General features: G+C 72.1%; 20 protein-coding genes. 12 read left to right on the top strand and 8 right to left on the bottom strand.

The window, feature by feature from the left end; genetic code table 11:
- Positions 1 to 5 precede the first annotated feature (5 nt).
- From AB0I79_RS10570 to AB0I79_RS10560, 3 genes are all read right to left on the bottom strand, one after another.
- Positions 6 to 869, bottom strand: a complete 864-nt coding sequence (locus AB0I79_RS10570; protein WP_357869978.1) for a hypothetical protein — start codon at positions 867 to 869, stop codon at positions 6 to 8.
- Positions 866 to 1,399: an RNA polymerase sigma factor gene (locus AB0I79_RS10565; protein ID WP_357869975.1), complete on the bottom strand. Its 534-nt coding sequence runs from the start codon at positions 1,397 to 1,399 to the stop codon at positions 866 to 868. Before AB0I79_RS10565 ends, AB0I79_RS10570 begins: the two co-directional genes overlap by 4 nt.
- Before the next feature lie 85 nt (positions 1,400 to 1,484).
- Positions 1,485 to 2,555, bottom strand: coding sequence for an acetyl-CoA acetyltransferase (locus tag AB0I79_RS10560; protein ID WP_357869972.1), 1,071 nt, complete (start codon positions 2,553 to 2,555; stop codon positions 1,485 to 1,487).
- Positions 2,556 to 2,897: 342 nt separating this feature from the next.
- Here AB0I79_RS10560 and AB0I79_RS10555 point away from each other — a divergent pair, with 342 nt between their 5' ends.
- Positions 2,898 to 3,746, top strand: coding sequence for a LysR family transcriptional regulator (locus tag AB0I79_RS10555; RefSeq protein WP_357869969.1), 849 nt, complete (start codon positions 2,898 to 2,900; stop codon positions 3,744 to 3,746).
- A gap of 15 nt (positions 3,747 to 3,761) precedes the next feature.
- Positions 3,762 to 4,382, top strand: a complete 621-nt coding sequence (locus AB0I79_RS10550) for a MerR family transcriptional regulator (RefSeq protein WP_357869966.1) — start codon at positions 3,762 to 3,764, stop codon at positions 4,380 to 4,382.
- 86 nt (positions 4,383 to 4,468) lie between these two features.
- On the opposite strand, the gene AB0I79_RS10545 is transcribed toward AB0I79_RS10550, so the two are convergent.
- Positions 4,469 to 5,356, bottom strand: a complete 888-nt coding sequence (locus AB0I79_RS10545) for a hypothetical protein (RefSeq protein WP_357869963.1) — start codon at positions 5,354 to 5,356, stop codon at positions 4,469 to 4,471.
- A 74-nt stretch (positions 5,357 to 5,430) separates the two neighbouring features.
- On the opposite strand from AB0I79_RS10545, the gene AB0I79_RS10540 reads away from it, so the two are divergent.
- A complete protein-coding gene (locus AB0I79_RS10540; protein WP_357869960.1) occupies positions 5,431 to 5,838 on the top strand; it encodes a TIGR03668 family PPOX class F420-dependent oxidoreductase in 408 nt (135 codons plus the stop codon).
- Here AB0I79_RS10540 and AB0I79_RS10535 read toward each other — a convergent pair.
- Positions 5,828 to 6,502 (bottom strand): ThuA domain-containing protein, encoded by a 675-nt coding sequence (locus AB0I79_RS10535; protein WP_357869957.1) that lies wholly within the window; start codon positions 6,500 to 6,502, stop codon positions 5,828 to 5,830. The two genes, AB0I79_RS10540 and AB0I79_RS10535, sit on opposite strands and share 11 nt — an antisense overlap.
- 89 nt (positions 6,503 to 6,591) lie before the next feature.
- On the opposite strand from AB0I79_RS10535, the gene AB0I79_RS10530 reads away from it, so the two are divergent.
- Complete coding sequence (locus AB0I79_RS10530) at positions 6,592 to 7,452, top strand: RNA polymerase sigma-70 factor (protein ID WP_357869954.1); 861 nt, start codon at positions 6,592 to 6,594, stop codon at positions 7,450 to 7,452.
- A gap of 23 nt (positions 7,453 to 7,475) precedes the next feature.
- On the top strand, positions 7,476 to 8,237 hold the full coding sequence (locus AB0I79_RS10525; protein ID WP_357869952.1) for an SDR family oxidoreductase: 762 nt from the start codon (positions 7,476 to 7,478) through the stop codon (positions 8,235 to 8,237).
- Here AB0I79_RS10525 and AB0I79_RS10520 read toward each other — a convergent pair.
- Complete coding sequence (locus AB0I79_RS10520; RefSeq protein ID WP_357869949.1) at positions 8,227 to 8,799, bottom strand: TetR/AcrR family transcriptional regulator; 573 nt, start codon at positions 8,797 to 8,799, stop codon at positions 8,227 to 8,229. The genes AB0I79_RS10525 and AB0I79_RS10520 overlap by 11 nt on opposite strands.
- 85 nt (positions 8,800 to 8,884) lie before the next feature.
- On the opposite strand from AB0I79_RS10520, the gene AB0I79_RS10515 reads away from it, so the two are divergent.
- The 4 genes from AB0I79_RS10515 (at position 8,885) to AB0I79_RS10500 (ending at position 14,738) form a co-directional block, all read left to right on the top strand.
- A complete protein-coding gene (locus AB0I79_RS10515; protein WP_357869946.1) occupies positions 8,885 to 10,534 on the top strand; it encodes an FAD-dependent oxidoreductase in 1,650 nt (549 codons plus the stop codon).
- A complete protein-coding gene (locus AB0I79_RS10510) occupies positions 10,531 to 11,952 on the top strand; it encodes an ATP-binding protein (RefSeq protein WP_357869943.1) in 1,422 nt (473 codons plus the stop codon). Before AB0I79_RS10515 ends, AB0I79_RS10510 begins: the two co-directional genes overlap by 4 nt.
- A gap of 88 nt (positions 11,953 to 12,040) precedes the next feature.
- A complete protein-coding gene (locus tag AB0I79_RS10505) occupies positions 12,041 to 13,585 on the top strand; it encodes an AbgT family transporter (RefSeq protein WP_357869940.1) in 1,545 nt (514 codons plus the stop codon).
- Between the two features lie 19 nt (positions 13,586 to 13,604).
- Positions 13,605 to 14,738: a M20 family metallopeptidase gene (locus tag AB0I79_RS10500; RefSeq protein WP_357869937.1), complete on the top strand. Its 1,134-nt coding sequence runs from the start codon at positions 13,605 to 13,607 to the stop codon at positions 14,736 to 14,738.
- Between the two features lie 24 nt (positions 14,739 to 14,762).
- Here the strand turns inward: AB0I79_RS10500 and AB0I79_RS10495 are convergent, their stop codons facing one another.
- Positions 14,763 to 15,779 carry an ROK family transcriptional regulator gene (locus AB0I79_RS10495; protein WP_357869934.1) on the bottom strand — a complete coding sequence of 339 codons (1,017 nt, stop codon included), beginning with the start codon at positions 15,777 to 15,779 and terminating at the stop codon, positions 14,763 to 14,765.
- A 75-nt stretch (positions 15,780 to 15,854) separates the two neighbouring features.
- Here AB0I79_RS10495 and AB0I79_RS10490 point away from each other — a divergent pair, with 75 nt between their 5' ends.
- Entirely contained in the window at positions 15,855 to 17,042 is a 1,188-nt protein-coding gene (locus AB0I79_RS10490) for an MFS transporter (RefSeq protein ID WP_357869931.1), read from the top strand.
- A gap of 3 nt (positions 17,043 to 17,045) precedes the next feature.
- Here AB0I79_RS10490 and cpt read toward each other — a convergent pair whose 3' ends face one another.
- Positions 17,046 to 17,576 (bottom strand): chloramphenicol phosphotransferase CPT, encoded by a 531-nt coding sequence (gene cpt / locus AB0I79_RS10485; protein WP_357869928.1) that lies wholly within the window; start codon positions 17,574 to 17,576, stop codon positions 17,046 to 17,048.
- Positions 17,577 to 17,673: 97 nt separating this feature from the next.
- Between cpt and AB0I79_RS10480 the strand changes: the two genes are divergently transcribed.
- Both AB0I79_RS10480 and AB0I79_RS10475 read left to right on the top strand, forming a co-directional pair.
- Positions 17,674 to 18,750 carry an LLM class flavin-dependent oxidoreductase gene (locus AB0I79_RS10480; protein ID WP_357869925.1) on the top strand — a complete coding sequence of 359 codons (1,077 nt, stop codon included), beginning with the start codon at positions 17,674 to 17,676 and terminating at the stop codon, positions 18,748 to 18,750.
- Positions 18,747 to 20,231, top strand: a complete 1,485-nt coding sequence (locus AB0I79_RS10475) for an AMP-binding protein (RefSeq protein WP_357869922.1) — start codon at positions 18,747 to 18,749, stop codon at positions 20,229 to 20,231. The genes AB0I79_RS10480 and AB0I79_RS10475 overlap by 4 nt, the downstream gene beginning before the upstream one ends.
- The last annotated feature ends 13 nt before the right edge of the window (positions 20,232 to 20,244 follow it).

Raw genomic sequence — 20,244 nt, 5'->3', positions numbered from 1 at the left:
GATCGTCACCCGACCGGCGGCACCACGTCCCCGTAGACCGGGTTCTTCGGCAGGCGCTCCTCGGTGACCAGCAGCCGCACCACGCCGGCCGCCACCGACTCGGCCTCCCAGACGAACCAGTCGTCCCGGACCCCGGCCGAGCTGTCACCGGCCCGGACGGAATAGCCCTCGTAGTTCTCCCGGGGCCGGATCACCTGGAACACCGTCCGCACGCCCCGCCTGCGGGCCTCCTCGGTCAGCTCGCCCACGGTGCGCCCGCTGACCTTGACGCCCTCCAGCGGCTCGCCCTTGGCGGTGGCCCGCCCGGGAAGGTCGTACGCCTCCCCCGGCCTGGCCAGGCGCCCGAACTTGACCCACGCCCCGCCGCCGGACCCGACGGGCACCCTGATCACCAGGGCGCATCCGGCCCGCCCCGGCTCGCAGCCCTCGGGCTCGGTCGCGGTCGAGATGCGCGAGCCGGACCCGCCCATCTGCAGCATCCGCCCGGCCCGGCTCGGCGCGGTGGGCACGATCTGCACCTGGACGTCCAGCCCCACGGCCGCGAAACCCCGGGTGTACTTCTCGTGCTCGGCGTAGGGGTCCTTGATCCGGGCCACCCATTCGCCGCCTTCCTGCGTGATGTCCAGCTCAGCGCTGGCGTAGGACACCGTGGCGCCTCCCGTCACGTTGGCGAGGGTTACCCCTGCTGCCAGCGCCATGGCGGCGGCGACGCTCAGCAGGAGCCGCCTGGCGCCGCGACGCGGCCTGGCGGCCAGGGACTCGGGGCTCTCGGCGGTGATCGCCTCGAACAGCGCCCGCGCCCCCGCGCCGGACGCCTGACCGGACAGTTCCTCGTCCCGGATCCTGGCGAGGTTGCTCAGCTCGTTCATATGAACTCCACAGCGAAGCCGTCGGCCGTGATCCCGGCGCTGGACAGTGCCTTGGACAGGCGCTTGCGGGCGCGATGGAGGCGGATGCGCGCGGCGTTGCGCGAGCAGCCCAGGACCCGGGCGATCTCCCCGGGGTCCAGCCCCTCCCAGGCGACCAGCGAGATCAGCTCGCGGTCGTCATCGGGCAGTTCGCGCAGCGTGCGCGCGATCGCGCTCAGTTCGGCGCTGTGCTCGGGCGAGCGGGCGTACAGGTCGGCGACGTCGGTGTCGAGCCGCACGCTCCGGTGCCGGTGCCTGGCCAGGCCGCGGCGGTGGTTGGCCAGCACGTTCCGCGCGACGCCGTACAGCCAGAGCCTGGCCTCGCCGCCCGCCGGCAGCGCGTCGAAGCGGCGCCAGGCGATGGCGAACGTCTCGGCCACCACGTCCGCCGCATCCTCGGGGGACTCGCAGCGGCGTACGGCGTAGCCGAGTATGTGTTCGTACGTCTGTTTGTAGATGGCCTCGAACCGGTTCTTCCGGTCGTCATCCACGGGCGGTCCCCATGGTCGGCCTCCTCGGTCTCGGGGTTGGAACACCCCGTACATGTCGAGGGAACCATCAGCATTTCAGCCCATTTCACCGCACGAGCAGGGCCGCGCTCCCGTAGCTGCCGCCGAACCCCGTCACCAGCGCCACCTCGCCTCCCGAGCGCAGCTCGCGCACGGCCTGGGCCACGTTGTTCAGCCCGTGCACGTACCCCTCGGACAGCAGCCCGCCGTGCGGGTTCACCCAGGCGTGGCGGCGCTCCAGCAGGTACGCCCCCAGCTCCCCGCGCGCCACGAACCCGAAGTCCTCCAGCTGCCGGGGCACCAGCCACGAGTAGGCGTCGTACGGCAGCGCCACGTCCACGTCCTGCGGCCGCATGCCGGACGCCTCCCAGAGCATGGGGGCCACGTACGCCGAGAAGATCGCCGTGACGTCGGGCGCGCGGTCCATCGACGAGCAGCCGGGACCGCCCCCGCGTACCACCGCCCGCACGCGCGGCCCGTCCAGCACGCCGCTGACCAGCAGGGCGCACGCCCCGTCGGTCTCCTGGCAGCAGTCGGCCGTGCGCAGCGGGGTGCACACGTACGGCCTGGACAGGTAGTCGGCGAGGTCGAGCGGCTCGCGGCGCAGGGCCCGGGGGTTGGCCTTGGCGTTCTGCCTGGACTGGGCGACGACGGCGTGCAGGTGCTCGGCGGTGAGCCCGGTGTCGTGCAGGTAGCGGGTGGCGGCCAGGGCGAACAGCGGGATGGGGCCGGCCAGCCCGTACGTGTAGCGCTCCTGGGGGCCGGTGGAGACGGTGTTCATGCGCTTGCCCGAGCGGCCGTTGAGCGCCCGGTAGATGAGGATGTTGCGGGCCAGGCCGCTGTGGACGAGCATGGCCGCGTCGCCGAGGATCGAGGCCGCCTGGGTGCCGCCTCCGGCGATGTCGTTGTGCCAGCCGAGCCGCTCGACGCCGAGGGCCCTGGCGACCTGGACGACGGGCGCGGAGTCGTTCAGGTGGTAGCTGAGGACGGCGTCCACCTCGCGCGGCGTGATCCCGGCGTCCGCGCACGCGGCCCGGCACGCCTGCGTGGCCAGCTCCAGCTCGCTGCGGCCCGACTGCCTGCTCAGGGCCGTCATCCCGACCCCGGCCACGGCCGCGCGCCCCGCGAAGGGCTGCATGACCTCTCCTCCCGCCCCGGCGCGTTCCGGTCGCCCGCCACGCTAGCCCCGCCAGCACGTGCGGGCAAGCGCTTGCTTGGCATGGCCGCAACAGCACCCTCCCGGGCCACCCTTTCACCCCTCGGAATTTCGGGCGGCCACAAGGGCAGTATTTTCCACGCCGCGACATTTGCCAGACATCCGCGATTATTACCGCACAGCCAGTCTGACCTGCACAGAACACGGAATAGCCGGAAATATTCGCGCATCTAAGTGACTGGGCATCTTCACGGAAGCTAGCCCCTCTTGTAATACGGAGGTGTGATCTACCGATAGCTCATCATCATGACGCCGAGGTGAGCGATGGATTTGCGCTATGTCCGATATGCGATGGCGATCGCACGAGCAGGCAGCCTCCGCAGGGCCGCCGCCGCGCTGCACATCGCGCAGCCCACGCTGTCGGAGCAGCTCAGGGCGCTGGAGAGGGAGATCGGCGTCGAGCTGTTCAGCCGCTCGTCGAGCGGGGTGACGCTCACCGAGGCGGGCGAGGCGTTCCTGGCCCAGGCGACCGTCGCCCTCGACGCCTTCGAGCGTGCCGTGGCCGCCGCCAGGTGCACGGGCGGGACCACCCGCCTCGGCGTGGCCGACGGCCTGGCGGACGTCGCCGCCCGGCTGCTCTCCCAGCTCCACACCGGGCGCCTGCGCATGGCGCCCATGGGCACGGCCGAGCAGATCGTCTCGATCGCGGACGGCGCCCTGCAGGCGGGGCTCGGTTACGCGCCCGGCTCGCTGCCGCGCGGGGTGGGCCGCATGCTCATCCACCGCTTCCCGGTGCGCGCGCTGCTGCACCGCGAGCATCCCCTGGCGCAGTACGAGGCGCTGTCGCTGTCGGACCTGGCGGGCGAGCCGCTGCTCATGCCGGAGTCCGACGCCGTGGCCGGGGCCCGCCGGTTCCTGGAGGCCTTCGTACGCCAGCGCCTGCACCCCCGCCTGGGCCCGTCGGCGGCCGGTCACGACCTGGTCGTCAACATGGTGCAGGACGGCGCGGGTTACGCTTTGTGCGTGCGCGAGGGCACCACGGTGCCCGACAGCCTGGTGTTCGTCCCGATCAAGGAGGACGTGCCGCCGCTGGAGGTGGTCTTCCTCTGGAACCGCCAGGCCGACGTGCACGAGCTCGTGAGCGCGGCCCGGCATCTGGCACGCTCTGGATAGCTTTATTATCTAACGATGCGGATCTCCGAGCTCAGCGCCAAGTCCGGGGTGGCCATCCCCACGATCAAGTACTACCTGCGCGAAGGCATGCTCCACCAGGGCGAGCAGACGGCCGCGACCAGAGCCGAGTACGACGAGACGCACCTGCGCAGGCTCCGCCTGATCCGGGCCCTGCTCGACGTGGGCCGGCTCTCCGTGGCCTCGATCAAGAAGATCGTGGCCGCCGTCGAGGACGAGTCGCTGCCCGTTCACCAGATGCTGGGGACCGCTCACTGGGCGCTCAGCCCGGCCGTCGAGCCCGAGCCCGGTGAGGAGTGGCAGGCCGCCCGCGCCGAGGTGGACACGTTCGTCGCGGAGCTCGGGTGGGACGTCCATCCCGACGCGCCCACCCGTGACGAGCTGACCCAGACGCTGGTCAGGATGCGCCAGCTCGGCGTGCCCGTCCATCTGGCGCCGTACGGCGAGGTGGCGCGCAAGCTGGTGGCGGAGGTCGAGATGGGCAGCATCCCGTTCGACGGCCCGCGCGACGCCGCCGTGGAGGCGCTGGTGCTCGGCACCGTCCTGTACGGCAGGGCGCTCGACACGCTGCGCCGCATGGCCCAGGAGTCGGAGTCGGCCAGGCGCCTGGCCCGCTGACCAGAGCTCGCGACGCCTGACGAGCCCGGCGCCCGACGAGCCCGGCACCCGACGAGCCCGGCGTCCGGCCGGGCGGGAGCCCGGCCTCAGACGAGCCCGTTCGCCCGCAGGATCCGCACGGCGTTGACCGTGGCGGCGCCGCGCCACTCCAGCGACCCGGCCGGCGAGATCCGCGCGTAGTCCACGGTCCACCCACCGTCGTCCCGCTGCTCCCCCGCCAGCCGGACGAGGTCGGCCGCGATCACCGCGGGCTCGAACAGGTCGCGCACCGGCCGCCCGGGGAACGGCGCGAAGTCCAGCGGGCGCAGGGCCTCGTTCTCGGTGCCGCCCGCGACGGGCACCCGGCCGTCCTCGGGGATGCGTGCGGCGAGCCGCTTGAGCAGGTCGGCCGCGCGGGGGCTGGTGTCGTACACGGAGTCGAGGAAGCGCACCGCGAACAGCAGCACGTACGCGTGCGGCGGCTCCTCCAGCGCCTGGATCGCCTCGAAGCAGTAGCGCGTGGCCCTCTCCAGCCACGGGTGCGCGGCCACGGCCGGGTCGTGGGCGGCCACGCGGTGCGCGACGGCCGCGGTGATGGCGGTGATCTGCAGGGACGAGGTGGCCGCGTCGCCGCCCGACCACCAGGGGGCGGTGGCCGTGGAGAGCGTCAGCGGCAGCGAGAACGGCAGCCCGCCGTCGGGCAGCGTCACCGACTCCAGCCAGTCGCACAGCGCCGCGGCGTGCGGCGAGGTGACCGGGCCGGCCTCCTCGAACACCTCGAAGGCGTGCAGCGCCGCGCCCGGCTGGCTCTCGGGCGAGCGCAGGTCGGGCTCCAGCCCCCAGCCGTAGCCGCCGTCGGCGTTGCGGTAACCCTCCAGGGCCGCCAGCGCGCCGGCCGCGTCGCCCGCGCCGGTGAGCAGGTCGTAGCGGCGGCGGTCGAGGACCCGCCCGTGCCCGGCCAGGAAACCTGGAATCAGGGAAAGGTTCACGTTCATGCAGTCATCGTGCCCAGATCGGCGCCGGCCGGTCTTGTAGGTTCCGGACACGCCGGTGGTGCGACCATGGCGGCATGACGTGCGATCTCCAGCGGCTCGGCGCGCAGCAGGTGGCGCGGCTGGCCTGGGTCGGCCCCGACGGCGCGCCCCGCGTGGTGCCCATCACGTTCGCGCTGCTGGGTGCGAGGATCGTGACGGCGGTCGACCACAAGCCGAAGACCACGACGCGGCTCAAGCGGCTGAGCCACATCAGGGCCAACCCCGCCGTGAGCGTGCTCGCCGACCACTACGAGGACGACTGGACCCGGCTGTGGTGGGTGCGGGCCGACGGGCAGGCCGCCGTCCTGGAGCAGGGGGACGACCGCGAGCGGGCGCTCGACGCGCTGGTGGCCAAGTACGCGCAGTACCGCGAGCGCCGGCCCGCCGGCCCCGTCATCCTCGTCGAGGTGACCAGGTGGAGCGGCTGGTCTGCTACTCCGTGATCGTGACCGGCCGCTTGAGCAGCCACAGCGCCGCCCGCTGCAGCAGCGTCCGGTGGATCTCGTTGTCGTAGGAGCGCGTGTCGTGCCCCAGCGCGTCGTAGAGGACCCGTCCGCGCCGCACCGGCCGCGCCCAGATCAGCGGCTGGCCGTTCGAGGAGGCCAGCGGTTCGACGTCGGGCAGCACGTCGAGGTCGCTGTAGACCTCGTCCACCAGGTCGAAGTCGCGCAGCCCGTCGACCACCGGATGCCTGCCGTGCACCCGCACGCCGGTCCAGCCCAGCGGCGGGTGGTGGGACTTGGGCCAGGTCCAGCAGCCGCCCAGGACGCGCGGCCAGCCCTGCCAGTCGTCGAAGCAGATCGACGCCGAGTGCATGCACAGCAGCCCGCCGCCCCGGTCGAGGTGGTCGAGGAGGGTGGTGCGGGCCTGCGCCGGTAAGGCGAAGCGCCACTCGTCGCGCAGGTCGGCGAAGCGGTCCTGGGTCATCTGCCAGCGCAGCGCGTTGACGGTGATGAGCTGGACCTCCGACGGCTCGCTGAGCGCGCCCGCGATGTCCTCGGTGATCTCCGACTCGACCCCCACCTCGGCCAGCACGTCCGCGAGCGCGGCCGACGTGGCGGCGAAGTCATGGAACGGGCCTCCCGACAGGATCAGATTTCTCGCCACTTGCCCAGCTCATCATGGTTGCCGCTGGTTTTCTACCCGTTGGCCGGGAAACCAGCGCCCCGGGACGCCGCCCGCCTCGGGGACAGGGCATGATGCCGATCGTGGACGACTTCGAGGAGCACAGGCCGATGCTGCTCGGGCTGGCCTACCGCCTGCTCGGCAGCATGTGGGACGCCGAGGACGTGGTGCAGGAGGCGTGGCTGCGCTGGCAGGCCACCGACCACGCCGGGATCAGGGAGCCGCGGGCGTTCCTGGTGACCGTGGTCTCGCGGCTGGCGCTCGACCAGCTCCGCTCCGCGCGGGTCAAGCGGGAGGCCTACACCGGGCCGTGGCTGCCGGAGCCGGTCGAGACCGCGCAGGCGGGGCCGCTGGACACGGCGGAGCTGCGCGACACGGTGTCGTACGCGACGCTGCACATGATGGAGCGGCTCTCGCCGCCGGAGCGGGCGGTGTTCGTGCTGCGGGAGGCGTTCGAGCTGCCGTACGACGAGATCGCCGGGATCGTCGGCGTCTCGGTCGCGAACGCCCGGCAGCTGCACCACCGGGCCTCCGTGCGGCTGGCCGAGGGGCGTGACCGGTTCCGGCCGTCCAGCGAGGAGCACGCGGAGCTGCTGACGACGTTCATGCGGGCGGCCGGGGACGGCGACCTGGCCGCGCTCACCGAGCTGCTGCACGAGGACGTCGTGGCCTACAACGACGGCGGCGGCAAGGTCAGGGCGGCCCTGCGGCCGATCCTCGGACGGGACAAGGTCTCCTCGTTCCTGCTCGGGCTGGTGGCGCGCTACGACTTCAAGGAAGTGCGGATGATGGAGGTCAACGGCCTGCCCGCGGTCGCCACCCAGGTGGGCGGGCACCGGCAGCTCGTCATGATCGGCATCCGGGACGGCCGCATCAGCGAGATCTACGGCGTCCTGAACCCCGACAAGCTCGCACACGTGCCCCTGACCTGAGCGAACGATCTATAGTCGCCCCTATGGATCTCGGCATCTCTGGCAAGGTCGCACTCGTCACCGGAGGCAGCGCGGGCATCGGGCTCGCCGCCGCCAAGAGCCTGGCGCGGGAGGGCTGCGACGTGTGCGTCAGCGCCCGCGACCCGGAGAAGCTCGCGGACGCGGTGGTGGAGCTGCAGGAGTTCGGCAAGGTCGTGCACGCGGTGCTGGCCGACGTGGAGGACCCGGCCGCCGCCCGGCGGGTGGCCGAGGAGACGCGCGACGTGCTCGGGCCGGTCGACATCCTCGTCGCGAACGCCGGCGGGCCGCCGGCGGGCCGGTTCGACGCGGTCGGGCTGGACGACTGGGACGTGGCCGTCCAGCGCAACCTGCTCGGCACCGTACGCCTGGTGCACGCGGTGCTGCCGGAGATGCGCTCGCGCGGCTGGGGCCGGATCGTCACGATCACCAGCAGGTCGGCCAGGGAGGCGCTGGACAACCTGGCGCTGTCGAACGCCATGCGCTCCGCGGTGGCCGGCGTCGTGCGCACGCTGGCCCGCGAGGTGGGTCGCGACGGCGTACGGATCAACAACGTCATGCCCGGCCCCATCGAGACCGAGCGGCTGCGCGAGCTGTCGGGCGGTGACGAGGCGCTGCGCGAGCGGGGCGAGAGCGTGCCGGTGGGCCGCATCGGGCGGCCGGAGGAGGTGGGGGACGTGGTGGCGTTCCTGGCCAGCGAGCGGGCGTCGTTCGTGAACGGGGTCTCGCTGCTGGTGGACGGCGGGGAGAGCCGCGTCATCTCCTGAACAGCGTGTCGACGACCGTGGCGGCCCAGGTGGCGTCGTCGTCGGGCAGGTCCACGAAGTGCGCCAGGTTCGCCCGGTGGAAGCAGGCGCCCATCAGCAGGGACGCGGCGGCGCCCGGGTCGATGCCGGCCTCGATCCGGCCCGCCTGCCGCTCGGCCCGCAGGATCTCGGCCAGCGCCTGGATCGGCAGGTGCGGGCCGAGGTCGTTCTTGGCCAGCATGCTCCTGAACCCGGCCATGAGCGGCGGATCGCCCAGCACGCCTCCGGCGACGGCCGCGGCCCTGGTGTAGAACTCCACGGCCGTGCCCGTGAACTCGACGAGGTCGGCCCTGAGATCTCCCTGTCCCACGCCGAGCCGCAGCTTCGTCAGGGCAGGGCCGAGCGCGGGCATGCGCTCCAGCAGCACGGCGAGGAAGAGCTCCTCCTTGTTCGCGAAGTGCTTGTAGAGCAGCGCCTCGGAGCAGGAGGCCCGCTGGGCGATGCGTTTGGTGGTGGCCCCCGCGATGCCGAACTCGTGAATCGCCTGCTCAGCCGCGTCGAGGATGCGGTCGCGTGTGCCCATCCGCCCATGATATGAGCGCGTGCTCACCCACACGGGGGTACATGACATCCTCTGAGGAGGAAGACCTTGAAGAAGGGCGTGGGGCATGGACAAGCCGGTCATCGTGACGGTGGATGATGATCCAGGCGTCTCGCGGGCGGTCGCCCGCGACCTGAGGCGCCGTTACGGGCAGGAATACCGGATCGTGCGCGCGGAGACCGCCAGGGACGGCATCGACGCGGTGCGGGAGATGCGGTTGCGCGGCGACGAGGTGGCAGCGATCCTGGCCGACTACCGGATGCCGCAGATGAACGGCGTGCAGTTCCTCGAGGCCGCGATGGACCTGTATCCGTACGCGCGCCGCGTGCTGCTGACCGCCTACGCCGACACCGACGCGGCGATCCAGGCGATCAACGTCGTCGATCTGGACCATTACCTGCTCAAGCCGTGGGACCCGCCGGAGGAGAAGTTCTATCCGGTGATGGACGGGCAGCTCGACGCCTGGCTGCGCACCGACCGGGTGGAGCGGGCCGAGCTGCGGGTGGTGGGCGACCGGTGGTCGGCGCAGTCGTACCGGGTGCGTGACTTCCTGGCCCGCAACCACGTGCCGTACCAGTGGATGCTGGCGGAGGACCCGGAGGGCGCGCAGCTGGTGAAGGCGGCGGGCGAGGGTTGTCATCTGCCGCTGGTGGTGACGTCCGACGGCACCACGCTGGAGTCGCCCGACCAGGCGACGCTGGCCACCGCGGTGGGGCTGTCGACCACGCCGGCCACCGACTTCTACGACCTGATCGTGGTGGGCGGCGGCCCCGCCGGGCTGGGCGCGGCCGTGTACGGCGCCTCGGAGGGGCTGAACACCGTGCTGGTCGAGGCGTACTCCTCGGGCGGGCAGGCGGGCCAGAGCTCCAGGATCGAGAACTATCTGGGCTTCCCCGACGGCGTGTCCGGCCAGCAGCTCGCCGACAGGGCCCGCAGGCAGGCGCTGAAGTTCGGGGCGGAGCTGCTGACGGCGCGGAAGGTGACGAGCCTGGAGCCGCGCGGCCAGGCGCGGGTGATCGGGTTCAAGGACGGCGGGGAGATCGCGGCGCACGCGGTGATTCTGGCCACCGGCGTCACCTACCGGCGGCTGGAGGCGCCGGGGCTGGACGAGTTCGTGGGTCGCGGCGTCTTCTACGGCGCCGCGCTGACCGAGGCGCCGGCCTGCAAGAACACCGAGGTGTTCATCGTGGGCGCGGCCAACTCGGCGGGGCAGGCGGCCGTCTACCTGTCGGGATTCGCGAGCAAGGTTCACTTGTTGGTGAGGAGTGATGGTTTGGAGAAGTCCATGTCCTACTACCTCATCGAGCAGATCGCCGCGATCCCCAACATCGAGGTGCACCTGGAGACGCAGGTGGCCGGCGGGAGCGGTGAGGGGCACCTGGAGCGGCTGACGCTGTCCACGAAGGGCGAGGAGCGCACGGTGGACGCGCAGTGGCTGTTCGTGTTCATCGGGGCCGAGCCGTACACGTCGTGGCTGGGCGAGACGATCGAGCGGGACGCGCGCGGGTTCGTGCTGACCGGGCCCGACCTGGTGCAGGGCGGGCGGCGGCCGCGCAACTGGCCGCTGCGGCGCGAGCCGTACTTCCTGGAGACGAACGTGCCGGGGGTGCTGGCCGCGGGCGACGTGCGCGCCGAATCGATCAAGCGGGTGGCCTCCGCCGTCGGGGAGGGCGCGATGGCCGTCGCGCTCGTGCATCGGTACCTGGAGAAGCAATGATCGACATAGACGAGCTGCGCAAGCTCTTCCTCTTCGAGCGGTTGTCCGACGAGCAGCTCACCAAGCTGGCGATGAGCGGCGCGGTGCAGACCTACGCGCAGGACGAGGACATCGTCCGGCAGGGCGAGCCGGCCGAGTGCTTCGCGGTGCTGCTCGAAGGCGAGATCCAGATGATCAACGAGACGGTCAGCGCGGGCACCGTCGCCATGCCCCGCACGTCGCAGCCCGGCGTCTACGGCGGGGCCACCTCGGCCTACCTCGGTGACCGGGCGCCGCAGACCTACCAGCACACGCTGCGCGCCACCGCGCCCTCGCGGATGTTCATGCTGCCCGCCAGGAAGTTCGCCTACATCGTGGCCGAGTGGTTCCCGATGGCGATGCACCTGCTCGACGGGCTGCTGTCCGGCGGGCGCATGCAGCGGGAGATCATCGACCGGCGGCAGCGGCTGACCGCGCTCGGCACGATCACGGCCGGGCTCACGCACGAGCTCAACAACCCGGCGGCGGCGGCCGTGCGGGCGGTGAGCGAGCTGCGCTCGCTGATCAAGACCTCGCGTTTCCAGCTCGCCCAGCTCGCCGAGGACGGCATCCCGCCCGACAAGCTGCGCGCGCTGATCGAGGCGCAGGAGGCGTGCACGAGCAACCTGGGCCAGCCGGACAAGCGCTCGCCGCTGGAGATCTCCGACGCCGAGGACGAGCTGGGCGAGGCGCTGGAGGAGGTGGGCGTCGAGGACGCGTGGGAGCTGGCCCCGGCGCTGGTCAACGCCGGTTTCACCAGCGCGTACCTGCAGAAGATCCGCACCAAGGTGGGCGCGGAGCACACGCCGAAGGCGCTGCACTGGCTGGCCGAGGCCATCGAGATCTCGCAGATGCTCAACGAGGTGACCGAGGCGACCGAGCGCATCACGACGCTGATCCGCTCGGCCAAGCAGTACTCCCAGATGGACCGCGCCCCGTTCCAGCAGGTGAACGTGCACGAGCTGCTCGACAGCACGGTGGCGATCTTCCGCGGCAAGATCCCGCCGGGCATCAGCGTGGTCACCGACTACGACCGCACGCTGCCCGAGATCCCCTGCTACGCGGGCGAGCTCAACCAGGTCTGGACGAACCTCATCCACAACGCCCTCGACGCGATGGGGCAGGAGGGCACGCTGACCGTCCGCACCGCGTACGACGAGGACGAGGCGATCGTCGAGATCGGCGACACCGGCCCCGGCGTGCCCGAGGCGATCAAGGACCGCATCTTCGAGCCGTTCTTCACCACCAAGAGCGTGGGCGAGGGCACGGGCCTCGGCCTGGACATCTCCTACCGGATCGTGGCCGGCCGGCACGGCGGCGAGATCAAGGTGCGCTCGGTTCCCGGCGAGACCTGGTTCGAGGTACGGCTGCCGCTCCGGGAGCCGTCGGCCACCACCTGATCGCGCATCGTTACCGGTTCCGACTTGTCAGGACGTCTCCTGACCCCGTGTAATGGGTGACCGAAATGCGGGAAGGAGACGGCCCCCCATGAGCACGTCGGAGTCGGTGACGGGTTCGCGACCGCTGAACGTGCTGCTCGGGGTGCTCGGCGGCATCGAGCGGCTGGGCAACAAGCTGCCGCATCCGTTCTGGCTGTTCGTCATCCTGAGCGTGCTGCTGTCCCTGGTGAGCTGGGCGCTGGCGGCGGCCGGGGTGTCGGCGGTCAACCCGGCGACCGGCAAGACCGTCGCGGCCAGGAGCCTGCTGTCCGACGAGGGCGTGCGGATGATGGTCGGCGACGCGATCGACAACTACACCTCCTTCCCGCCGCTCGGCACGATCCTGGTCGTCATGCTCGGCGTCGCGGTGGCGGAGCGCTCGGGGCTGCTGGCCGCGGTGCTGCGCTCCGGGGTGTCGAGGGTGTCGCCGAAGTGGGTGACGTTCGCGCTGGCCTTCACCGGCATGGTGGCGCACGTGGCCTCCGACGCCGCGTACGTGGTGCTCATCCCGCTCGGCGCGCTGGCCTTCCGCGCGGTGGGGCGCAGCCCGATCCTCGGGATCGTGGTGGCGTTCGTGTCGATCTCGGCGGGGTACGACGCCAGCCCGCTGGTCACGCCGACGGACGCCATCCTGTCCGGGCTCACCACGGCCGCGGCGCACACCATCGACCCGGCCTACCTGGTCACGCCGCTGGCCAACTACTTCTTCTCGCTGGCCTCGTCCCTCGTGCTGGCCGCCGTGATCACGCTGGTGACCGAGCGGGTGCTGGCGCGGCGCGTCGAGTCGATGCCCGTCGACCCCGACGCCGACGAGGACGACCTCGGCTCGCTGACCCTGGGCGCCGGGGAGCGGCGCGGGCTGCGGGCCGCGCTCGTCACGCTCGTGGTGTTCGCCGTCGCGCTGGCGGCCGCGGTACTGCCCGCGGGCTCGCCGCTGCGCGGCGAGGGCGGCAGCATCGTGCAGTCGCCGCTGCTCACCTCGATCGCGGTCTTCCTCGGGCTGGCGTTCCTGGCCGTCGGCTGGGCGTACGGCAAGGCCGCCGGCACCGTCACCGGCAGCCGGGACATCCCGGCCTTCATGGCGCACGGCCTGCGGGAGATGGCGCCGATCCTGGTGCTGTTCTTCGCGATCTCGCAGTTCCTCGCCTACTTCAAGTGGACCGGCATCGGCGAGATCATCGCCATCGACGGGGCCGGCCTGCTGAGGTCGGCCGGGGTGAGCGGGCCCGTGGTGTTCCTCGGCATCCTGCTCGTGGTCACCGTCATCAACCTGGTGGTGACCAGCGGCTCGGCCCAGTGGGCGCTGGTCGGGCCGGTGTTCGTGCCGATGCTCATGCTGCTGGACATCCCGCCCGAGTACACCCAGGCGCTCTACCGCATCGCCGACTCGTGCACGAACGCGATCACGCCGATGAGCCCGTACTTCGTGATGGCGCTCGGCTTCCTCCAGCGCTACCGCCGCTCCGCCGGGATCGGCACGCTCGCCTCGATGACGATCCCGCTCGCGTTCACCCTGCTCGTCGTCTGGACGCTGCTGTTCTTCGTGTTCTGGGGGCTCGGCATCCCGCTCGGCCCCGGAGCGCCCGTCCCCTGACCATCGTGAAAGGAATCTCGTGTTGATCACCGACTGGGCCCGGCGGGCCCTGCCGGCCATGCTCGACGACCTCAGGGCCGTGGTGGAGGTGGAGACCCACAGCTACGACAAGGTCATGCTGGTCAGGGGGCTGCGCGAGATCCGCGCGCGGGCGGTCGGGCACCTGGGGACACCGGACGACGAGATCCTGCACGAGGGCGGCGGGCACGGCGACGTCCTGGAGCTCTACTACCGGGGCACCGCGCCGGGGACCGTGCTCCTGCTCAGCCACTACGACACGGTCTGGCCGACGGGCACGCTGGCGGGCTGGCCGTTCGCGGTGCTGGAGGGCAAGGCGACGGGGCCGGGCGTGTTCGACATGAAGACGGGGCTGGTGCAGTCCATCTGGGCGCTGCGCGGGCTGCGGGAGCTGGGGCTGCCGCATCCGGGCGTGCGGTTCCTGTTCAACGGCGACGAGGAGATCGGCAGCCCGGCCTCGCGCGAGCACATCGAGGCTGCCAGTGAGGACGCGCTGGCGACGCTGGTCTTCGAGGCGTCCATGGACGGGGCGCTGAAGACCGCGCGCAAGGGGGTGGGGCTGTTCAACGTGACCGTGACCGGGGTGGAGGCGCACGCGGGGCTGGATCCGTACGCGGGGGCCAGCGCCGTCCACGCGCTGGCCGGGATCGTCACCACGCTGGCGCGGGCGGGCTCGCGCGAGCGCGGCACCACCGTGAACGTCGGCCTGATCAGCGGCGGCACCGGGCGCAACGTCACCGCCGGGCGCGCCACGTGCGGCGTGGACGTGCGCGTCACGGATCCCGCGGAGATGGGGCGGATCGACGACGTCCTCGCGGCCCTGCGCGCCTCGGACCCGCGCATCAAGATCTGCGCAACCGGGGAGTGGAACCGGCCCCCGATGGTCCAGAACCCCGCCTCCCAGCAGCTGTTCAAGCAGGCCCAGGAGGTGGCGGCCGGCTTCGGCTGGCTGCTGGACGAGGCGGCCGTAGGCGGTGCCAGCGACGGCAACTTCGTCTCGGCGCTGGGACGGCCGGTGCTGGACGGCATGGGCGCGGTGGGCGACGGGGCGCACGCGCGGCACGAGCACGTGGTGATCGAGCACATCCCGGAGCGCACGGCGCTGACGATGGGCCTGATCACGGCGCTGGCCTGAAGCGGGGTGAGAGCGCTCTCACCCTCAGCCGAAAACGTGGTCGCGCGCCCGGTCGAGGGCCGTCAGCACGGCACCCTGGAGCACCGCGTTGCCCTCCACCGTGCTGGCACGCACCTCGGTCGGCGCGGGGGACAGCTCCCGTAGCCGCGCGGCCACCTCGGCGGCCAGCTCGTCGCCGCCTGCCTGTCCGGCCTCCCCGCCCAGCACGACGAGCCCGGGATCCAGGAGCGTGACGAACGCGAAGGCGCCCTTGGCCATGCGCGCGGCGAACTCCGCGCGGCCGAGCCTGCTCGCCACGCTCTCGGTGACCAGGTTGCAGAACGCGGTGCCGTCCACCTCAAGGAACCCGATCTCGCCGGCGCCGCCCGACACGCCCCGGCGCAGCCGCCCGCCGAGCACGACCGCCGCGCCCACGCCGTCGCCCACCCACATCAGCACGAAGTCCTCGGCCCCCTGCGCCGCGCCGGTGCGGAGCTCGGCGATGGCGGCCAGGTTCACCTCGTTCTCCAGGGTCACCGGCCCGCCGAGCCGCTCGCTCCAGGCTCCCACCAGCCCGGGGCGCCATCCGGGCACGTCGTTGGCCGACACCAGCTCGCCGTCACGCGGCGCCACCAGCCCGGGCGCGCCGACCACGACGTTGTCGATCGCGCGCTCCCCCGCCGCCTGCGCGACGACCTCGGCGACGAGCTCCACGAGATCGCCGCCGACCGGGCGCGTCCGGCTGCTCACCACCCGCCCGGTGATGTCGGCGATCGCCACGGAGATCGTCTCGCGTCGCAGGTCCACCCCCGCCACGTGGGCGCGCCCCGCCACCAGGCCGTACACCCGCGCGTTCGGCCCTCGCCGGTCCTCGCCCGACTCGCCCGTGACCTCGATCAGCCCGCCCTGCGTGAGGCGCTCGATCAGGTCGGACACGGTGGGCCTGGACAGCCCGGTCAGCTCGCGGAGCTGGGGCGCGGTGAGCGGGCCGCGTTCGAGCAGCAGGTCGAGCGCCAGGCGGTCGTTGATGGCGCGGGCCATGGCGGGGGTCGCGGTCTTCACGCCTCCCATAATAAGCAGGGAGCCTGCCTGAAAACCTCTTTTCATCAGGAAGCCTGCCTGATAGTTTTGCGACCCATGAGCCCTCATCGTGCGATCGCCATCGTGTTCGCCGTGCACGGTGCCGTGGCCGGCACCCTGTCCACCCGCCTGCCCTGGATCCAGGACCACCTCGCCCTCGATCCTGGCGCGCTCGGCATGGCGCTGCTCTGCCCGCCCATCGGCGCCTTCATCGGCATGCCCATGGCCGCCCGCGTGGCCTACCGCTTCGGCAGCCGCGGCGCCACCCGCGTGCTGATCGGGCTGTGGTGCGCGGCGCTGGCCCTGCCCGCGCTGTCACCGTCACCGCTCTGGCTGTCCGCCGCCCTGTTGCTGTTCGGGTTCGGCGCGGGCATGTCCGACATCACGATGAACGCCCACGCCGTCGCCCTCGAACGGCATCTCGGCCGCTCCGTCATGTCCGGGCTGCACGGCATGTGGGCGGTGGGCAGCCTGACCGGAGGCGGCGTCGGCACCCTGGCCGCGCAGGCCGGGATCGACGCCCGGGTCCACCTCGGCGTGGTCGCCGCCGTGCTGCTCGCCGTGGGCGGGGCGGCCGGGCGCGGCCTGCTCCGGGACGGCCGCTCCGAAGCCGCGTCCGCCGGCGCGCCCGCGCCGCGGCGCTTCGCCCTGCCCTCGCGGGCGATCCTGCCCCTCGGCCTGGTCGGCTTCTGCGCCGTCTTCGCCGAGGGCGCCAGCGCGAACTGGGCCGCCGTCTACCTCACGGCGGTCACCGACGCCGGCCCGGGTGTGGCCGCGGCGGGCTACACCGTCCTGATGCTCTGCATGGCCGGCATGCGGCTGGTCGGGGACCGGTTCATCCGGCTGCTCGGGCCCGTGACGGCCGTCCGCGCGGGCGGCGTCGTGGCGGCGCTCGGCGGCGTGCTGGTGGTCGCGGCCCGCACGCCCGCGCTCGGCATCGCCGGGTTCGCGCTGGTCGGGCTGGGAGTGGCGGTGGTCATGCCGCTGGTGCTGGCGGCGGCCGGCAACAGGGGGACGACCGCGAGCGAGGGCGTGACGGGGGTGGCCACGATCACGTACCTGTCGGGGATGGTCGCCCCGCCCATCACGGGGTGGATGGCGGACGGGCTGTCCTATCCGGCCGCGTTCTCGGTGATCACGGGTGTGGTGGTGGCGATGACGCTGCTCGCCCGCGTCGTAGGGCCCTCGGGCGGCGCGTCCCGGCAGCCTTCCGCCGAGGGCAGTCTCGTGGTGACGCGGGATTGAGCCCTACCCGACGTGCGCGGCGACGGCCCGCGCGCACTCCAGGGGCTCCTTGTCCGTGGTGTCCACCTCCACGTCGTAGCGCACGCCCTGGTGGACCACCTCGGCCTGCAGCTCGGCCATCCCCTGGGGCCGGTCGGCGCGGGCCAGCTCGCGCCGGGCGGCGACCGCGACGTCGCACCTGACGCCGACCCACAGGACGTCCAGGCCGGTCAGCGCCTTCTCCCACTCCTGCTGGGACGACGGCCCGCCGAGGAAGACGTCGTCGATGATGACCGGCGCGCCCGCGCGGGCCATCGCGGCGACCCCTTCCCGCCACGCCCGTTGCAGCTTGCGGAAGCCGGGCCCGACGTTCACCTCGCCGTCGGAGGCGATCTCGATGCCCGTGTCCGAGCTCTGCATGGCGGCGGGCATGGCGTCCACCAGGTCGTCGATGGAGATGCTGAGCCACGGCTCCGGCAGGACGGCCTGCAGGCTCCTGGCCATCGCCGACTTACCGGCGCTGGATCCGCCGTTCAGGACGATCACTTGGGTCACAGCGCCACGTTAGGGGCTCCGCCGGGTGGTGCGAAACAGCATTTCGGCTGATACGCTCCCAAGCGAGCGCTTGGTTTACCTGCTGAGGGGTTGCCGAATGAAGTTCTCGACCTTCCATCTCTTCCACCGGTTCGACGGGCAGAGCTTCAAGGACGTCTACGACTACCACCTGGAGCTCATCGAGCTGGCCGAGGAGCTGGGGTTCGACGGGGTACGGCTGGCCGAGCACCACTTCAGGGACTACGGGGTCGTGCCCAACCTGTTCACCATGCTGGCCCACGCCGCCGCCAGGACCTCCAGGATCAGGCTCGGCACCGGCATCGTCGTGCTGCCGCTGCACAACCCCGTGCACGTCGCCGAGGAGGCCGCCCAGGTCGACGTGCTGTCGGGCGGGCGCCTGGAGCTGGGGATCGGGCGGGGGTACCAGAGCTTCGAGTTCGAGGGGTTCGGGATCGACCTGGCGGAGGCGCGCGACCGGTTCAACGAGGCGCTGGAGGTGATCGTCGGGCTCTGGACGCAGGAGGTCTACCAGCACGAGGGGAAGTTCTACAGGACCGGCGCCGAGGTGTCGCTGGTGCCCAGGCCGTTGCAGAGCCCGCACCCGCCGGTGCACGTGGCGGCCGTCTCGCCCGAGACCGTGACCATGTACGCCGAGCGCGGCCTGCCCATCCTGGCCGATCCGGCGGCGCCGTTCAGGAAGGTCGTGCAGGCGGCCGAGACGTGGCGCGCGACGGCCGCGCAGGCCGGGCACACGGACGCCGCGGACCTGGTGGTGGCCCGCAGCGTGTACGTCGCCCCCACCCTGGAGCAGGCCCGCGCGGACCAGGAGCGGTTCGAGGCGTCGTTCGACCGCTCGCGCATCTTCAACGAGCGCAGCGCCCCCATCGACCCCAGGACCGGCAAGGCCGCCCAGGGCTTCGAGTACTACCAGGACCGTTACCTCAAGGGCGGCACGCTCTCCGCCGACTTCCGGTGGGAGCAGCTGGAGGTGATCGGGGACCCGGCGCGGGTGATCGAGCAGATCTCGCTGCTCAGGGACGCCGGGTTCGGCAACCTGCTGTGTGACTTCGGCAGCACCAGGCCGATGCCGCTGGAGGACATGAAGCGGGTCATGCGCTTCTTCGCCACCGAAGTCATGCCGGCCTTTGGAGCCTCTGAAGGAGACCGAAGATGATCCACAGCCTGTCCCTGTCAGACGTGCTCGCCGACCACGCCCGCAGCCGCCCCCAGGTGACGGCGGTGGTGGACGGGGAGCTGCGGCTCACCTATCCCGAGCTGGACGAGCGGGTGACCCGGCTGGCCGCGGCGCTGGAGCGGCTGGGGGTGTCCGCCGGCGACCGGGTGCTGTGGCTGGGGCAGAACGCGTACGCGGTGCTGGAGCTGCTGCTCGCCTGCTCCCGGCTGGGCGCGATCTGCTGCCCGGCGAACTGGCGGCAGTCGGCGGACGAGCTGCGCTTCGTGCTCTCCGACCTCACCCCCGCGGCCGTCTTCTGGGAGCCCTCCGAGACCGCCGAGCCGCTGCGCGACGCGGGCTGGATCCAGGCGGGCGAGGAGTACGAGCGCCTGATCGCCGAGGCGCCCGGGCGGGAGTTCCCCCAGGTCGCCGACACCGAACCGGTCCTCGCCCTCTACACGGCCGCCTTCGCGGGCCGCCCGAGCGCCGCCCTGCTCAGCAATGCCGCGCTCGTCGCGCACGCCACGTCGCTCCTGGTCGTACGCCAGATGGAGCCCGGCTTCACCTTCCTCAACAACGGGCCGCTCTTCCACGTCGGCACCATGATGTTCTGCCTGGCCACGCTGCAGATCGGCGGCACGAACGTGTTCACCCCCGCCTTCGACCCCGAGGAGGTGTGCCGGCTGATCGACGCCGAGCGGGTGACGCAGGCGTTCCTGTTCGGCGGGATGATCGACGCGGTCGCCAAGGCGAACGCGGGCGGCAAGTACGACCTGTCGTCGCTGCGGTTCGTCGCCCACTCCGCCGAGTGGGACGACATGATCACCGTGGACGACTCGCCCTGGTGCCGGTCCAAGATGGGCGGGTACGGGCAGACCGAGGTGGGCGGCATGCTCACGTTCCTGGGGCTGGCGGAGGGCGGGGCCGGGTTCGCCGGGCGGCCGTCGCCGCTGGTGCAGGTGCGGATCCTGGCTCCGGACGGCAGCGAGGTGCCGGTGGGCGAGACCGGGGAGATCTGCGCCCGCGGCAAGACCCTCTTTTCCGGATATTTCGCCCGGCCCGACTTAAATGCGGAAAAGACGGCGTACGGCTGGCACCACACCGGCGACCTCGGCCGGCGCGAGCCCGACGGCACCATCACCTTCATCGGCCCCAAGCTCCGGATGATCAAATCCGGGGCCGAGAACGTCTACCCGGCCGAGGTGGAGCGGGCGCTCAAGTCGCATCCCGCCGTGGCCGACGCCGCCGTCATCGGCGTCCCCGACCCCGGCTGGCACCAGGCGGTCAAGGCCGTCGTGGCACTGGAGCCCGAGGCCAAGGCCACGGAGGAGGAGCTGGTCGAGCACGTCAGGGGGCTGCTGGCGGCGTACAAGAAGCCGCGGCACGTGACGTTCGTGGACAGCATCCCCAAGCGCGGCTTCACCCCCGACTACGACGCCCTGGACGCCGCCCACGGCGGCGGCAACTACCCGGGCACCTGACCACGGGCCCCAA

Origin of the sequence: Nonomuraea sp. NPDC050202, assembly GCF_040656115.1 — a bacterium.
GTDB lineage: Bacteria > Actinomycetota > Actinomycetes > Streptosporangiales > Streptosporangiaceae > Nonomuraea.
Note: the sequence above shows the minus strand (reverse complement) of the source record. Positions and strands in the feature narration are given on the sequence as shown.

Coding starts and splice junctions, on each gene's coding strand:
- AB0I79_RS10560 (WP_357869972.1), bottom strand. CDS start 2,555: ATGCAGCCCTTCGCGGGGCGCGCGGCCGTGGCCGGGGTCGGGATGACG.
- AB0I79_RS10555 (WP_357869969.1), top strand. CDS start 2,898: ATGGATTTGCGCTATGTCCGATATGCGATGGCGATCGCACGAGCAGGC.
- AB0I79_RS10545 (WP_357869963.1), bottom strand. CDS start 5,356: ATGAACGTGAACCTTTCCCTGATTCCAGGTTTCCTGGCCGGGCACGGG.
- AB0I79_RS10550 (WP_357869966.1), top strand. CDS start 3,762: ATGCGGATCTCCGAGCTCAGCGCCAAGTCCGGGGTGGCCATCCCCACG.
- AB0I79_RS10530 (WP_357869954.1), top strand. CDS start 6,592: ATGATGCCGATCGTGGACGACTTCGAGGAGCACAGGCCGATGCTGCTC.
- AB0I79_RS10520 (WP_357869949.1), bottom strand. CDS start 8,799: ATGGGCACACGCGACCGCATCCTCGACGCGGCTGAGCAGGCGATTCAC.
- AB0I79_RS10475 (WP_357869922.1), top strand. CDS start 18,747: ATGATCCACAGCCTGTCCCTGTCAGACGTGCTCGCCGACCACGCCCGC.
- AB0I79_RS10490 (WP_357869931.1), top strand. CDS start 15,855: ATGAGCCCTCATCGTGCGATCGCCATCGTGTTCGCCGTGCACGGTGCC.
- AB0I79_RS10540 (WP_357869960.1), top strand. CDS start 5,431: ATGACGTGCGATCTCCAGCGGCTCGGCGCGCAGCAGGTGGCGCGGCTG.
- AB0I79_RS10480 (WP_357869925.1), top strand. CDS start 17,674: ATGAAGTTCTCGACCTTCCATCTCTTCCACCGGTTCGACGGGCAGAGC.
- AB0I79_RS10570 (WP_357869978.1), bottom strand. CDS start 869: ATGAACGAGCTGAGCAACCTCGCCAGGATCCGGGACGAGGAACTGTCC.
- AB0I79_RS10510 (WP_357869943.1), top strand. CDS start 10,531: ATGATCGACATAGACGAGCTGCGCAAGCTCTTCCTCTTCGAGCGGTTG.
- AB0I79_RS10525 (WP_357869952.1), top strand. CDS start 7,476: ATGGATCTCGGCATCTCTGGCAAGGTCGCACTCGTCACCGGAGGCAGC.
- AB0I79_RS10515 (WP_357869946.1), top strand. CDS start 8,885: ATGGACAAGCCGGTCATCGTGACGGTGGATGATGATCCAGGCGTCTCG.
- AB0I79_RS10505 (WP_357869940.1), top strand. CDS start 12,041: ATGAGCACGTCGGAGTCGGTGACGGGTTCGCGACCGCTGAACGTGCTG.